Source organism: Riemerella columbina, from assembly GCF_030517065.1.
In the GTDB taxonomy this organism is placed as follows: Bacteria; Bacteroidota; Bacteroidia; order Flavobacteriales; family Weeksellaceae; genus Riemerella; species Riemerella columbina_A.
The window spans coordinates 1,831,191-1,845,459 of sequence record NZ_CP103950.1; the positions used below are offsets into that span (position 1 = coordinate 1,831,191).

The 14,269-nt window shown below is 38.6% G+C and carries 16 protein-coding genes; 14 read left to right on the forward strand and 2 right to left on the reverse strand.

The window, feature by feature from the left end:
• Nucleotides 1-5: 5 nt before the first annotated feature.
• Entirely contained in the window at nucleotides 6-1,346 is a 1,341-nt protein-coding gene (glpT, locus tag NYR17_RS08590) for a glycerol-3-phosphate transporter (protein WP_367997951.1), read from the reverse strand.
• A 24-nt stretch (nucleotides 1,347-1,370) separates the two neighbouring features.
• Nucleotides 1,371-2,936, reverse strand: coding sequence for a glycerol-3-phosphate dehydrogenase/oxidase (locus tag NYR17_RS08595; RefSeq protein WP_367997953.1), 1,566 nt, complete (start codon nucleotides 2,934-2,936; stop codon nucleotides 1,371-1,373).
• Between the two features lie 139 nt (nucleotides 2,937-3,075).
• Here NYR17_RS08595 and NYR17_RS08600 point away from each other — a divergent pair, with 139 nt between their 5' ends.
• The 14 genes from NYR17_RS08600 (at nucleotide 3,076) to NYR17_RS08665 (ending at nucleotide 14,080) form a co-directional block, all read left to right on the forward strand.
• Entirely contained in the window at nucleotides 3,076-3,837 is a 762-nt protein-coding gene (locus NYR17_RS08600; RefSeq protein WP_302505303.1) for a DeoR/GlpR family DNA-binding transcription regulator, read from the forward strand.
• A 31-nt stretch (nucleotides 3,838-3,868) separates the two neighbouring features.
• Nucleotides 3,869-4,486 carry a Crp/Fnr family transcriptional regulator gene (locus tag NYR17_RS08605; RefSeq protein ID WP_302505304.1) on the forward strand — a complete coding sequence of 206 codons (618 nt, stop codon included), beginning with the start codon at nucleotides 3,869-3,871 and terminating at the stop codon, nucleotides 4,484-4,486.
• A gap of 132 nt (nucleotides 4,487-4,618) precedes the next feature.
• Complete coding sequence (locus tag NYR17_RS08610) at nucleotides 4,619-5,908, forward strand: hypothetical protein (protein ID WP_302505305.1); 1,290 nt, start codon at nucleotides 4,619-4,621, stop codon at nucleotides 5,906-5,908.
• A 464-nt stretch (nucleotides 5,909-6,372) separates the two neighbouring features.
• A complete protein-coding gene (locus tag NYR17_RS08615) occupies nucleotides 6,373-7,467 on the forward strand; it encodes a hypothetical protein (RefSeq protein ID WP_302505306.1) in 1,095 nt (364 codons plus the stop codon).
• Between the two features lie 24 nt (nucleotides 7,468-7,491).
• The gene (locus NYR17_RS08620; RefSeq protein ID WP_302505307.1) at nucleotides 7,492-8,055 is read left to right on the forward strand and encodes a hypothetical protein; all 564 of its coding nucleotides are present in this window, start codon (nucleotides 7,492-7,494) and stop codon (nucleotides 8,053-8,055) included.
• A gap of 100 nt (nucleotides 8,056-8,155) precedes the next feature.
• Complete coding sequence (gene rpsL, locus NYR17_RS08625) at nucleotides 8,156-8,539, forward strand: 30S ribosomal protein S12 (RefSeq protein WP_302505308.1); 384 nt, start codon at nucleotides 8,156-8,158, stop codon at nucleotides 8,537-8,539.
• 25 nt (nucleotides 8,540-8,564) lie between these two features.
• Complete coding sequence (rpsG, locus tag NYR17_RS08630; protein WP_302505309.1) at nucleotides 8,565-9,041, forward strand: 30S ribosomal protein S7; 477 nt, start codon at nucleotides 8,565-8,567, stop codon at nucleotides 9,039-9,041.
• Nucleotides 9,042-9,047: 6 nt separating this feature from the next.
• On the forward strand, nucleotides 9,048-11,165 hold the full coding sequence (gene fusA, locus NYR17_RS08635; protein WP_302505310.1) for an elongation factor G: 2,118 nt from the start codon (nucleotides 9,048-9,050) through the stop codon (nucleotides 11,163-11,165).
• A 19-nt stretch (nucleotides 11,166-11,184) separates the two neighbouring features.
• A complete protein-coding gene (gene rpsJ, locus NYR17_RS08640; RefSeq protein ID WP_004916455.1) occupies nucleotides 11,185-11,490 on the forward strand; it encodes a 30S ribosomal protein S10 in 306 nt (101 codons plus the stop codon).
• Between the two features lie 221 nt (nucleotides 11,491-11,711).
• Nucleotides 11,712-12,212 carry a GLPGLI family protein gene (locus NYR17_RS08645; RefSeq protein ID WP_302505311.1) on the forward strand — a complete coding sequence of 167 codons (501 nt, stop codon included), beginning with the start codon at nucleotides 11,712-11,714 and terminating at the stop codon, nucleotides 12,210-12,212.
• Nucleotides 12,200-12,538 (forward strand): hypothetical protein, encoded by a 339-nt coding sequence (locus tag NYR17_RS08650; RefSeq protein WP_302505312.1) that lies wholly within the window; start codon nucleotides 12,200-12,202, stop codon nucleotides 12,536-12,538. Before NYR17_RS08645 ends, NYR17_RS08650 begins: the two co-directional genes overlap by 13 nt.
• 10 nt (nucleotides 12,539-12,548) lie before the next feature.
• On the forward strand, nucleotides 12,549-13,076 hold the full coding sequence (locus NYR17_RS08655) for a GLPGLI family protein (RefSeq protein WP_302505313.1): 528 nt from the start codon (nucleotides 12,549-12,551) through the stop codon (nucleotides 13,074-13,076).
• Between the two features lie 33 nt (nucleotides 13,077-13,109).
• Complete coding sequence (locus NYR17_RS08660) at nucleotides 13,110-13,280, forward strand: hypothetical protein (protein ID WP_302505314.1); 171 nt, start codon at nucleotides 13,110-13,112, stop codon at nucleotides 13,278-13,280.
• The gene (locus NYR17_RS08665; protein WP_302505315.1) at nucleotides 13,268-14,080 is read left to right on the forward strand and encodes a GLPGLI family protein; all 813 of its coding nucleotides are present in this window, start codon (nucleotides 13,268-13,270) and stop codon (nucleotides 14,078-14,080) included. Before NYR17_RS08660 ends, NYR17_RS08665 begins: the two co-directional genes overlap by 13 nt.
• Nucleotides 14,081-14,269 lie beyond the last annotated feature (189 nt).

The following is a 14,269-nucleotide window of genomic DNA, read 5'->3' on the forward strand; positions in this document are numbered from 1 at the left end:
AGTTTTTATGATTTAGAGTTTAATAATTCCGTTTCTTCTTTATAGGTGAATGCTACAAATAGAATGGACAATAGACAGGCTACAATAAGAAGTATAAAGCCAGCATCCCAACCGTAGTGCCCCACCAAATAACCAATGGTAATATTAGCTAAGATGGCTGTCCCAACAAGGTAACCGAGTAATCCTGTGAGCCCTGCTGCTGTACCAGCTGCTTTTTTAGGTGCTAAATCTAATGCCTGCACGCCTATGAGCATTACAGGACCATAGATTAAAAATCCAATAGCAATTAGCGCAATACTATCCAAAAGTTTGCTATCCATATTTTTCCAGTAAATGAATACAAACACCATTACCAATGCCATATAGAGCATAGTGGTAACAGAGCGTTTTTTAAACACCTTATCACTAAGCCATCCGCAAACAATGGTCCCTGGAATAGCCGCCCATTCGTAGGCAGAATATGCCCAACCTATTTCTTTAATATTATAATGTTTAACGGTTTGAAGATAAGTAGGTGCCCAATCTAACACCCCATACCGAACCAAGTACACAAAGGCATTAGCCCACGCAATAAACCATAGCGTTTTATTTTTGAGAACATAAGTAAAGAAGATCTCTTTAGCGGTAAGTTCCTCCTCCGAATGCTCTGAATAATTTTTAGGATAATCATTGCGGTATTCTTCAATTGGAGGTAAGCCACAAGACTGCGGGGTATCCCTAACCAAAAGTAAAGATATTAGCGCGATAATAATGCCTATAACCGCTGGAAACCAAAAAGTACCTACCTCCCAAGATCCAAACCACAAAGTTCCATATACCACCAGGGGACCAAGCAAACCTCCCCCAACATTATGAGCGACATTCCAAAAAGACATTTTAGTTCCTCTTTCGTTTTGGGAGAACCAGTGCGTCATAACCCTACCGCTTGGTGGCCAGCCCATTCCTTGGAACCACCCAATGAGAAACTGAAGGATAAACATAATCGTAATGGAGGATAATCCCAAACTAGTCCCTAAAAGAAATGTAACCAAGGAGGATAGAATAAGCCCCAAAGCTAAAAACTTACGAGCATCACTACGGTCAGAAATTCCTCCCATAATGAACTTAGAAAGCCCATAAGCTATTGCATTAGCAGACAATGCCAACCCTAAACTTGCTTTAGAAAAGCCCGTCTCTTCTAAATGAGGCATAGCTAAGGAGAAATTTTTCCTTACGAGATAATACCCCGCATAACCTACAAATATTCCTATAAAAACTTGTAGTCTTTTACTCTTATACACCCTATCTATCTGCTCTTTGGGTAGTAGAGGTATATGCTTAGGTGGAGATAAAAATGATTTCATCATATATCAATTACTATTTTATATTGTTTAGTGATAAATGCTTGCCACATGATTAAAATGCTCTAATTCTGCATCTATCCAAGTTTGGTCTTTATGTAGTTCTTCCGCCATAATTTTAGCCACTTCTGGAGCGATTCTCACGGCTTCCTCTTGATCTAAAAGTAGTGCTCTGGTTCTTCTAGCCAAAACATCTTCCACATGAACAGCCATTTCTTTTCTTACCGCCCACACCACTTGTATTTTTCTGATGCCTAACGATGGACTCAAATATTCGTTCCCATAAGAGGTTTCTGCGGCTAACTTTTTTAATGGTTCCTCATCGCTTCCGTAGAAATAGAGCTCATCTGTTTGAGACACCCCTTCCCGATAGCCATGAATTTTTAAATGCTCTGTGTTAGAATTTATTTTTTTCCATTGCATAACCTCTTCTATCCTATCCATGGTATCTTCTGCCATTTTTCTATAGGTTGTCCATTTCCCTCCGATGATGCTCACTAAGCGAGACGGCGCGACAATAAGCTTATGGCTACGGGAAACTTCTTTTGTTTTTTGACCTTCTTCCGCTGCCGCCAGAGGTCTTAACCCTGCAAAAACACTCTCTATATCAGCGCGTGTAGGTGCTGGCTGAAGATAATTTTTAGCCGTATCTAAAATAAAGTCTATTTCTTTCTCCGAAGCTTTAGGCTCTAATGATTCGTGTTTTACTGGGGTATCTGTGGTTCCTAAAATAATTTTATTATGCCAAGGCACAGCAAATAGCACTCTACCATCCTCGGTTTTAGGTATCATAATGGCGGAATCTGTGGGACAGAATTTTTTATCAATCATTAGGTGTATCCCTTGGCTTGGGCTAATGGTCTTTTTATCTGTGCCGTGGTCCATTCTATTGATGGTATCCGCAAAGACTCCCGTGGCATTCACAATCGCTTTTGCTCTAACCTCATAGTTTTTTTTAGAAATCTCATCGTGAAAACGAAGACCATTCAACTGCTGATGTTCATCTTTAGAGAGGGCGGTCACCTTAGCATAATTGAGAACTGTAGCGCCTTTTTCAATAGCCGTCTGTGCTAAATTTAGTGCTAAGCGAGCATCATCAAACTGCCCATCATGATAAACCACCCCGCCTTTGAGCCCTTGTTTTTTTACCGTTGGCAGGTGCTGGATGGTTTTTTCTTTATTGATAAAGTGTGACTTTCCTAAACTCAACTTTCCTGCTAAGAAATCGTAAAATTTCAATCCTATGGTGTACATCCAGCGGTCTAACCAAGTATAGATAGGAATAACGAAGGTCATATTTTTAGTAAGGTGCGGTGCATTCTTAAGCAATAGTCCGCGCTCTTTGCAGGCTTCTTTCACCAAATCTATATACCCTTGTGCCATATAGCGCACACCACCGTGCACCAGTTTGGTACTCTTGCTGGAGGTAGATTTAGCAAAATCACTCTGCTCTAAAAGCAATGTTTTGTAACCTCTACACGCGGAGTCTATAGCAACGCCTAATCCTGTAGCGCCGCCGCCTATTACCACCACATCCCAAATCTCTTGATTTTGAATTTCAAAAGAATTTAAAATTTCGCTTCGTTTCATATTCATTCTCATTTGTTGTTTTTAATTCCACAAATATAGACATATGAAACCAAACGAAACAATATGAAATTTATCATCTCTTTATCGTTCATTTTTGTTTTATTATATTTTTATTATATTTGGCTGGTTATATTTTATTATTATAATGAATATCACTAAAAGACATCAGTATATTTTAGACCAACTAAAGCAGGAGAATCATGTTTTGGTTTCGGAATTGGCTAAGGCTTTAGAAGTTTCTGAAGTGACGATTAGGAAAGACTTTAAAGTCTTAGAAAAAAAGGGGCTTTTATTTAGAAACCACGGCGGCGCCAGCTTGGTGAACCCTTATGTGGTGGATAGACCTATAAGCCATAAACAACACCTTAACAAATCTGAAAAAAACAGAATTGCCATTGCCGCAACTGAGGTTATAGAGGATCATGATGTGGTGATCTTGGGCTCCGGTACTACGGTGCTGAATATGGTGGAGAGTTTCCCAAAAGATAAAACCGTTACGGTGATTACCTCATCTCTCCTCATTGCGAATATGCTCTCTCAGTACGAAAAAATTGCCGTTATTCAAATTGGTGGAGAGGTAAGGCGCTCCTCCCAATCTACCGTGGGACCTGTGGCACAGAAGTTTATGGAAGAAATCTCTGCCAATAAGCTATTCTTGGGCGTAGATGGTATTGATTTAGATTTTGGTATCTCCACCTCTAACACAGCGGAAGCTCACCTTAACCGGATGATGATTAAAAATGCGAGCAAAACCTATATCCTTTCCGACCATTCTAAATTTGGCAAAAAGGGCTTAGGGCAAATCTGCTCGCTAAGGAATATAGACTGCCTTATTACCGACCAATCCCCCAGCGAAGAAATAAAAAAAACTTTGGAAAAACTGAGTATACAATTGGTTGTCACCTAGATCTTCTCCCCAGCATTAAAACAATAGTATCATGAAAAACAAAAACGACTTCATCAAGGCTCTACTACAGGGTTTCACTATCCCCTTGAGCCCAAAAGCGCTCAATAAAGCCATTCCTCTCTTTTATTCAAAATTGATGTCGGCAGGAGATTTCATTGTCTCTAATGGCGATTATTGCGATTTTATCTTCTACGCTAAAGACTCTGCCACCAGATGCTACACCGAAGATGCAGAAGGCAACGAAACCACAGAATGGATAGAATCTCCCGCTATGTTCCTAACCGATCTCAAAACCTTTTTCACCCACGAGAAAAGCCAATGCAACATCCATCTCTACCAAGATTCGGAGGTTATTTGTATCAAAAAGAAAGATCTAGACGCCCTATGCGCAGAGTTCCACGAATGGTCTTTAATCCTTAATGATATCCTAAGCAAATATTTATTAAGAACTTATGAAATATTAGACCTCTTTGTAAGGAATGATGTGGCGGATAATTACCAATTATTTGAGGAAAGGTTTCCCGACTTGCTAAAAATAGTTCCGCTAAAGCACATTGCCTCTAGGCTCAATATATCCCCTGTATCTTTATCTAGGATAAGAAAAAATAATAAAAAAAGTAACAATATAACCGTTTTATTTTCCCTTTAAAAGCTCATAAAACCTGATTATCATACTATAAACCCTCTTTTTTGAATTAACAAATGTTAATTTAACACCAAAAGAGTTTGTCTATTTTTGCCCAAAATATTTTCATTTATTTATAATATAAATTGATTTTGCATGAGAAAAATTTTTCTACTATTGCTGATGCCCTTATTTTACTGGGCGCAGTTCAATCAATCTGTAAGTACCTCGCCAGAGTTTTGTAACGGCGATGGGAAAGCCAAAGTGAGCATCACCAATACTACTACTGGTGCGACATTAGAGTTTTTAATTTATAAACTCCCCGACTCATCTTCACCTTATAGAACCATTAGCGGCAATACAACCACTGGCTCTACCTATGAGTATGAAGAGGTGAACCTCCCTGCTGGAGATTACACTTGGGTAACCAATGAAAACCTTAATGGTAATACCACCACCAAGAATACCGCCTTCAAAATATCAAACAATTTTAAACCTTTGGTTTTTTCTTTTGATATCAGTGACAAAAGTTGTGGGCTAACTAATATTGTTGTTAATACCACCCAAGGCTCTCCCGCCACCTATACCCTTAATACCACTTCTGGAAGCAATGTGAGACCAGAGCAGACCAGTAATATTTTCAGCAATGTGCCTGCAGGGGCTTATAATATTGTTGTAAAAGATGTCTGCGGAAACGCTGTAGCCAAGTCTGTTACACTAGCCGCAGAAACCAATAATTATACATTTAATAGAGCTGCAACCAACCAACTAGGCTTTAACTACCTGAGCAGCTGTGATACCTTTAGTCACTCTATTCAAATTAAAAGAAATAACTCTTTAGTGATTCCTAGTGATAAATTTCCTATCAACATTACCTATGAGATTACAGCGCCCGATGGTAGCGTAACCACAAAAAACTATACTATGAATAACGCGAGCGATAATGGGATGGTTGTTACGGATGTTCCTTTCTATTACAACCAAAACTTCTCTATAAAGGCGACTTTAGTAGATCATTGCGGCAATACCTATACACAGACAGATAATATTTCTACTGCCACAATGAGGTTAGACTATAGATTGCTTGCAGGAAATTGTGGCGTTTCTTATGTTTCATTCAATCCTTACTATGCTGCTCCTGCTTATAAAATTACTTTTGAAAGTTATCCTAGTGATTTCAAACCTTGGGAGTATAGTAGTAATTTCCCTAATGGCAGCTATACCGGTACCTTTACCGATGTGCCTTCTTTTCAACTAGGTAATGCCAATAATGGCCTACCTTCTGGAAATTACACCGTTAAACTTAGTGACGACTGTGGGCATTCTTATACCAGAACCTTTAAAATTACATCTGAAACCAAACTTTATGCTGACATACCAAACCAGGGTGTAACACCGAGGGCGGCATCAGATTATCTATTGTTGGGACCAGCAATACCCAAGTAGGAAACATCACGTCACTAAGTATTATCTCTGGTCCTGCAGCTTACTCTGCTAGCTATCCTGTCAACATTAACCAAGCCATAACCTCAGACGGAAGAGCAAAAGTAGGCGAACTTCCTGCGGGTACTTATGAGTTTTTAGCAGAAAACAGCTGTGGCGCTGACAAAACCATTACCACAACAATAGCGGGCGCCACCTACAGCACCACTAACAAAAAAACTTTCTTATGTGGTAGTTTCAATATTGAGTTTACCCTAACCTCCAATGTATATAACCCTTATATAGACTTAGAATGGTACAACCCAGCCACTGGCGCTTGGGAAAAAGTAGGTACTGCGACTAGACCTGCTGGTGTTCGGCCTAACTATACAGGTACCATCAGCAATATTACCAAATATGGTAAATTCAGAACCTTACTCAGATATGGTTCTTACACCATGGGGGCTGATAAAACTTGTATAGATTTCATGGAAGAATTTGAGGTGCCACCTGGCGGACTTACATTAAATGATTATTACACGGTAAGCTGTATGGACAACACTTACAACTTGATGTTCGACGCAGCAGGGATACCACCATTAAAATACGAGATTATCGAAAAAGATGGTACACCATTCTATAAAGATAATGGCAACGATCCTGTATTTGTCAACCTTGCAGAAGGAACCTATAAAGTAAAATTATCCGACAGCTGTGGGAATTCTATTATTGCAAATGTAAAAGTGAACAGAAACAAACTTCCTGTCATTAAGCCAAGCAACCTCTGCGAAGGCGCTAATGGAAAACTATACATAGACGGGCTTAGCTTTATGAATATAGAATGGTCCAAAGACGGCGTAGTCATTTCACCTAGTGCTACCAACAATAATACACTAACATTCACACCGTACCACTCTGCTACACACGCAGGTTTATACGAAGCTAAAATAACCTACCAGCCCAACCCTAACTCTTGTATTAGCAATACCATATCCTTTAACTTGGTAGCAGGTACAGAGAGCAACCCTAATGCTGGAACAGGACAAACCGTAACGATAGATAAAAACGATGTTACCTCAGGAATTGACTTGTTCTCCTACCTTACTCCTCCTTATGACAACTATGGTGAATGGGTAGAAGTATCCAACAGCGGTTTATTAGTTGATAACATTTGGTACGCAGAGCTAGCATCTGCCAACACCTACACTTTCAATTATGTAGTGGATGGCGCCTGCTCTAACCAAGCCACCGCTACAGTGGTTATTAACCTTATAGGCGCTTGTTATGAAGACCCTACCACCACTGGCACCGTCCTATCGTCTAACCATGGTATCACAACTCTTATTAGAGCGGGCGTTAGTCCAGATAACATCACAGGTAATGAATGGCCTATGGTACGCAAAGGCGCTTGGACAGTATTAGAATCCAACAAAAAAGGATTTGTTCTCACCAGAGTAGCAGACCCTAATACTGCCATAGCTAAACCTAAAGAAGGAATGATCGTGTATGACACTACCCAAAAATGCCTCAGCATCTATTCTGACGGCTCTTGGAAGTGCTTCAATGTTGCCACTTGTCCTTAATATTCACATCAAAACAACACAAAAATGAATTATAGAAAATCAACTTACATCACGCTGATATTATTTATTTGTAATGCACTTTTTATAAAAGCTCAAGTTATTATAGGAGACCCCAACAAAGTCGCTTATGAGAATGATACAGAGTCTGTTCTGTTACAGTTTTCCACATCCGAAAATAGAGGTTTAATCTTGCCTTATGTAAGAGAGTACCCTAGCAATATTACAGAAGGCACCATATTATTAGATGCCAGAGATCCTCAAGGTGCACGCGTAAGATACTATAACGGAGAATGGATTGATCTAAGCCAACAAAGTGCTGACATTACTAGCGCCCTCCAAAACCAACCCGAATTAGGCGTTGGAGACGCAGACAAGGCAAAAGTGATTATCGGAAACGCTACAACTTCTGCAGATGGTGTCCTTGTTTTAGAATCTCAGACCCAAGCCATGGTGCTCCCCATGGTTAATGATTATAAGGATATTATCAACCCCTCTCCAGGGATGATGGTTTTCATCAACAAAGCGGGTTCCAAACGCTTAGCAGTATTTAACGGAAGCAAGTGGAGTTTTTGGAAAGGCAAAGATTAACGAACAGATGGGCAAAAAATTTACTAAGAAAAAACTTTTGCCCATTCAAATAAAAATCTTATTTTTGCAACTTGAAACTAAAATAAATAAAAGCAATTAAATGCCTACTATTCAACAATTAGTAAGAAAAGGAAGAGCCACACTTGCCAAGAAGAGCAAATCGGCTGCTTTGGATTCTTGTCCACAGAAAAGAGGGGTATGTACCAGAGTATATACCACTACACCTAAGAAACCTAACTCTGCACTTAGAAAAGTAGCAAGGGTAAGACTTTCTAACGGTAAAGAAGTAAACGCTTATATCCCGGGCGAAGGACATAACCTCCAAGAGCACTCGATAGTATTGGTAAGAGGCGGAAGGGTGAAAGACCTACCGGGAGTTCGTTATCACATTGTTCGTGGTGCTTTAGATACCGCTGGCGTAAACGGAAGACTTCAAAGAAGATCTAAATACGGTGCTAAGCGTCCTAAAGAAGCTAAAAAGTAATCATTAAATTTTAAGAAACAGAACAATGAGAAAAACAAAAGCAAAAAAAAGACCGTTGTTACCAGATCCTAAATTTAATGATCAATTGGTAACCAGATTTGTTAACAACCTAATGTTAGACGGTAAAAAGTCTATCGCATTTAGAATTTTTTATGATGCATTAGACATCGTAGAAACTAAAAAAGGAGACAACGAAAAAACTTCTTTAGAAATTTGGAAAGATGCCTTAACCAATGTAATGCCGCATGTAGAAGTGCGTTCAAGAAGAGTGGGTGGCGCTAATTTCCAAATCCCTATGCCTATTAGAGCGGACAGAAAAATCTCTATGGCAATGAAGTGGCTCATCAAATACGCTAAAGCAAGAAATGATAAATCTATGGCGCAAAAATTAGCCGCAGAAATCATCGCCGCAGCAAAAGAAGAAGGTGCCGCTTTCAAAAAGAAAACAGACACTCACAAAATGGCAGAAGCCAACAAAGCATTCTCACACTTTAGATTTTAAGAAAAAATGGGAAGAGATCTTAAATACACAAGAAATATTGGTATTGCAGCACACATTGATGCTGGAAAGACGACAACCACGGAAAGAATCCTATTCTATACCGGAAAAACTCACAAAATTGGTGAGGTGCACGAAGGTGCTGCCACAATGGACTGGATGGAACAAGAAGCAGAAAGAGGGATTACCATTACCTCTGCAGCTACCACTTGTAACTGGGTATTCCCAAGACACGATGGTAAGCCAACTGCCGATGCTAAAGATTACCACTTCAACATCATCGATACACCGGGACACGTGGACTTTACCGTAGAGGTAAACCGCTCCCTTAGAGTATTAGATGGTTTGGTATTCTTATTCTCTGCCGTAGATGGTGTAGAGCCTCAGTCCGAAACCAACTGGAGATTGGCTGACAACTACAAAGTAGCCAGAATGGGCTTCGTGAATAAAATGGACAGACAAGGGGCAGACTTCCTCAATGTGGTAAACCAAGTGAAGGAAATGCTCGGCTCTAACGCTGTTCCAATTGTACTACCAATCGGTGCTGAAGAAGACTTCAAAGGTGTGGTAGATTTAATTAAGAACAGAGCAATCATTTGGCATGAAGAAACTCAAGGGGCAACTTTTGATGTAGTCCCTATCCCTGAGGATATGAAAGAAGATGTATTGGCATACAGACAAAACTTAGTAGAAGCTGTAGCAGAATACGATGAATCTTTATTAGAAAAATTCTTTGAAGATCCAGACTCTATCACAGAAGATGAAATCAACGAAGCGCTAAGAAAAGCCACCATTGATCTATCCATCATCCCGATGACTTGTGGTTCTTCATTCAAAAACAAAGGAGTTCAGTTTATGCTGGATGCCGTTTGTAGATACTTACCTTCTCCGTTAGACAAAGACGATATTAAAGGTACAGACCCTAACACGGACGAAGAAATCACCAGAAAACCAGATGTAAAAGAGCCGTTCTCTGCATTAGCATTTAAAATCGCTACAGACCCATTCGTGGGAAGATTAGCTTTCTTTAGAGCTTACTCTGGTAGATTAGATGCTGGTTCTTATGTTCTTAACACCCGTTCTGGAAACAAAGAAAGAATTTCAAGAATTTACCAAATGCACGCTAACAAGCAAAATCCTGTGGAATACATTGAGGCAGGAGACATCGGTGCTGCGGTAGGTTTCAAAGATATTAAAACTGGGGATACCCTTTCTGATGAAAAACACCCTATCGTTTTAGAATCTATGATTTTCCCAGATCCTGTAATCGGTATTGCCGTAGAACCTAAAACTAAAGCGGACCAAGATAAATTAGGTAATGCCTTAGCCAAGTTGGCAGAAGAGGATCCTACATTCCAAGTGAAAACAGACGAGGCTTCTGGCCAAACCATTATCTCTGGTATGGGTGAGCTTCACTTAGATATCATTGTAGACCGTTTGAAGAGAGAGTTCAAGGTAGAAGTTAACCAAGGACAACCTCAGGTAGAGTACAAAGAAGCGCTTACTGCTACAGCCAGCCATAGAGAAGTTTACAAAAAACAATCTGGTGGTAGAGGTAAATTTGCGGATATTGTATTTGAAATCGGTCCAGCTGAAGAAGGTAAAGTAGGTTTAGAATTCATCAACGAGATTAAAGGGGGTAACATTCCGAAAGAATTTATTCCTTCCGTAGAAAAAGGATTCAAAGAAGCGATGAAAAACGGACCTTTAGCAGGATTTGAAGTAGAAGCGATGAAGATTACCCTTAAAGATGGATCTTTCCACGCGGTAGACTCTGACCAGCTTTCTTTCGAATTGGCAGCAAAACTCGGTTTCAAAGCCGCTGGTAAAGCCGCAAAAGCCGTGATTATGGAGCCTATTATGAAATTAGAAGTGGTAACACCTGAGGAATACATGGGGGACATCGTAGGAGACTTGAACCGAAGAAGAGGAACCATCAATGGTATGGACGATAGAAATAACGCTAAAGTAGTGAAAGCTTTCGTTCCACTTTCTGAAATGTTCGGTTATGTAACCTCTCTTAGAACCCTATCTTCTGGTAGAGCAACTTCTTCTATGGAGTTTGAGAAATACGAACCAGCACCACAAAACATTGCTGAAGAAGTTATCGAAAAAGCGAAAGGTTAATCTTTAAAATTGAATTAAAATGTCACAAAGAATCAGAATAAAATTAAAATCTTACGATTACAACTTGGTAGACAAGTCTGCTGAGAAAATCGTAAAAACAGTAAAATCTACTGGTGCTGTAGTGAACGGGCCTATCCCATTGCCTACACACAAAAGAATTTTTACCGTGCTAAGATCTCCGCATGTTAACAAGAAAGCAAGAGAACAGTTCCAACTATCTGCACACAAAAGATTGATGGATATCTACTCTTCTTCTTCTAAAACAGTAGATGCCCTAATGAAATTAGAGCTTCCAAGCGGTGTAGATGTAGAAATCAAAGTGTGATATTAAACACTTTGCTATGATACCCAACTCCTCCTTATCATTAAGGGGGAGTTTTTTTATGGGAAATGAGGTGGAGGAAATTTTTGTTAAAAAAATGTATTGCTTTGAAATAGATGAAACTAATATCTTTGAAATAAGAGAATTAATAAATAACAGACCAAAAGGCAAACATTACCAATATTTTACTATATTCGTAGCGTTAATGTCAACAACCTATTATAATGATTAAAAACACCATTTTAAAAGCCCTATCTTTCGTTTTCATCTTCCTATCATTAAGCTTCCAAGCCCAAGATTTAATGGTCTATTATAATGTCAGTTTTAAAGAAGATTCCCTAGCCGAGCACCTGACTAAAGATGAGGTGGTATTAGATTTATCGCCAAAAGAAACTAAATTCTACTCCTCCGAATACCTAAAAGTAGATTCTATACGCAGAGCCACCAATCAAACCCAATTTGCCCAACCTGAATTTAATGATAAAATCAAAAGGCAACTCAATAGCCATCATAACGAGGCTTATTATACCATTTCCACAGACTATTACCGTTTAGAAACCGATGATGTTCAAAATTGGACACTTCATAACGATACTAAAACCGTTAATGGTATTCTCCTCAGAAAAGCCACCACCACTTTCGGCAAAAGAAATTGGGAAGCCTGGTTCGCAGAGGAATATCCAATCTCGGAAGGTCCGCATAATTTAGAGGATTGCCAGGGCTAATCTTTGAGCTGAGAGACACTAAAGACAATTTCATATTTTCCGTCAATAGGATTGTAAATAAAAAAGAAACCGTAGATACAGAATCTTTTTTAGAAACCGATTATGGTAAAAAAGCCATTCCTATCAATCTAAAAATGTACCGTAAATTGAATTTAGAACACTTTGACAATCCTATAAAAGATGCTCAAGACATCATTATTTTAGATGAGCATGGTAATAAAAAAGTTATAGATATGAGAGCACAAGCCAAGAAATATCAAGCTTTCATCAAGAAAAATAACAACCCTATAGACCTTAACCTATTGGTTAACTATCCAGACTTATAATTCTGCAAAAATGAAAAATCAATTTGCCTTTATTTTGATGCTTTATACCTTGTTATTCTCGGCGCAAACTTACCAATTCAACTACCATTTCACCTTTAAAGAATACCCTTCTAACCGAGAGTATCAGGATCAGGCTAAGGTTTTAACAAAATTAGGTAGCAAAGGAAAATTATATGAAGTTTCTTTTGGTCAGGATGATGAAAAGTATACACCCCAAGTTTCAGAAAATATGGTGCTTCCTCGCAGCCAATACCAATACACCCTCTATACTGAAGATGGCACTTCTTTTCTCATTCACGATTTTATCCAAAAGAAATATTATGATTTAGAAGACCATGTGCATTTAGATTGGCATTTTACATCAGAAACCAAAATGTTCCAGCAAGTTAAGTTAGAGAAAGCCACCGTTGATTTTAGAGGTCGGCATTATACCGCTTGGTTTCAGAAATCATCAACTTTTAGCGTGGCACCTTGGAAATTCTCTGGGCTGCCTGGCATTGTCTACGAAATTTATGATGATGAAAATCGCTTCCGTTAGACATTGAATGGATATGCTAAAACCAAAGAGATTATGAAAAATCCTTTTAAAACGGTAACCCATTTTGAGCCTTATCAAAAATACCCTAAACTAAGATATGGCTTATCCAAACGGTTAGAGGAAGCCCTAAGCAAAAATCCAAATCGTACTATTTTTGAGCAACCAAGGGTAGATTTAGAAATAGAATTTGAATGGGAAAACTAATTTATTTTTGGCTCTTCTGTTGGCTGGGGTGCAGTTTTAGCATCGCCCAAAATCTTTGCGTGAACTATGAAGCCTCTATAAAACCCAACCGAAATGATAGTATAAAAGACAACCTCATTTTTTCACTTTGGATAGATACCCAGAAACAAACTTCCGTTTTTGCATTCAATGATAGCCTGACCCAACAGCCCAAGCAAGATTTATTATTAGATACCTACTCTGATCAAGTTTTTAAAAATCATCAAGCGGCGCTATTCACCTTGTTCCAACAGATCAATAAGGTTTATTATAAAGTCCCTTTTTCTGCAATGCAAGGCTGGAAGCTCCTCCCTGAGACCAAAGAAATCAAAGGTTATCTTTGTAAAAAGGCAGAAATCCATTTTGCAGGAAGAGACTACATTACTTGGTTTACAGATGAAATTCCTATCCCTGATGGACCATATAAATTCGGAGGTTTACCTGGGCTTATTTTAGAAATAACCTCCAAAGATGGCGACTATCACTATACCGTTTCGGAAATTATTCATAAAAAAGGAAATATTCCCCCTGCCCTCCCCAAAAGCATCAGGATCAACCATGAGCAATTGCTTCAGCTCAAAAAGAACATCATTAAAAATCCGTCTATCGGGTTGGCACAAAAAATAGCACAAGCCAAAAGTAACAATCAGTCTTTCTCCATCGCTTATAATGGTAAAAATATTGATGAAAATGATCTCCTTAAATCCTACGAGGAAGAATACCGCAAATTCCTCAACCAGTACAATAACCCTATAGAGAAAGAAGATCTTTGGGTGAAGTGATATTATTTATTTATCAATTAAATAAGATAAAAATCCTAAAAAAATAAGTTTGCTACTCTAAAAAACACAAATTCATATTATAAAATCAATTTATCAACAATACAGCAATAGTAAATATTCATTTAAAATTTTATTTTCAAGTCTGTTATTAAATTTCCCCTTAAATAATTTGGCAATAATAAAAATATA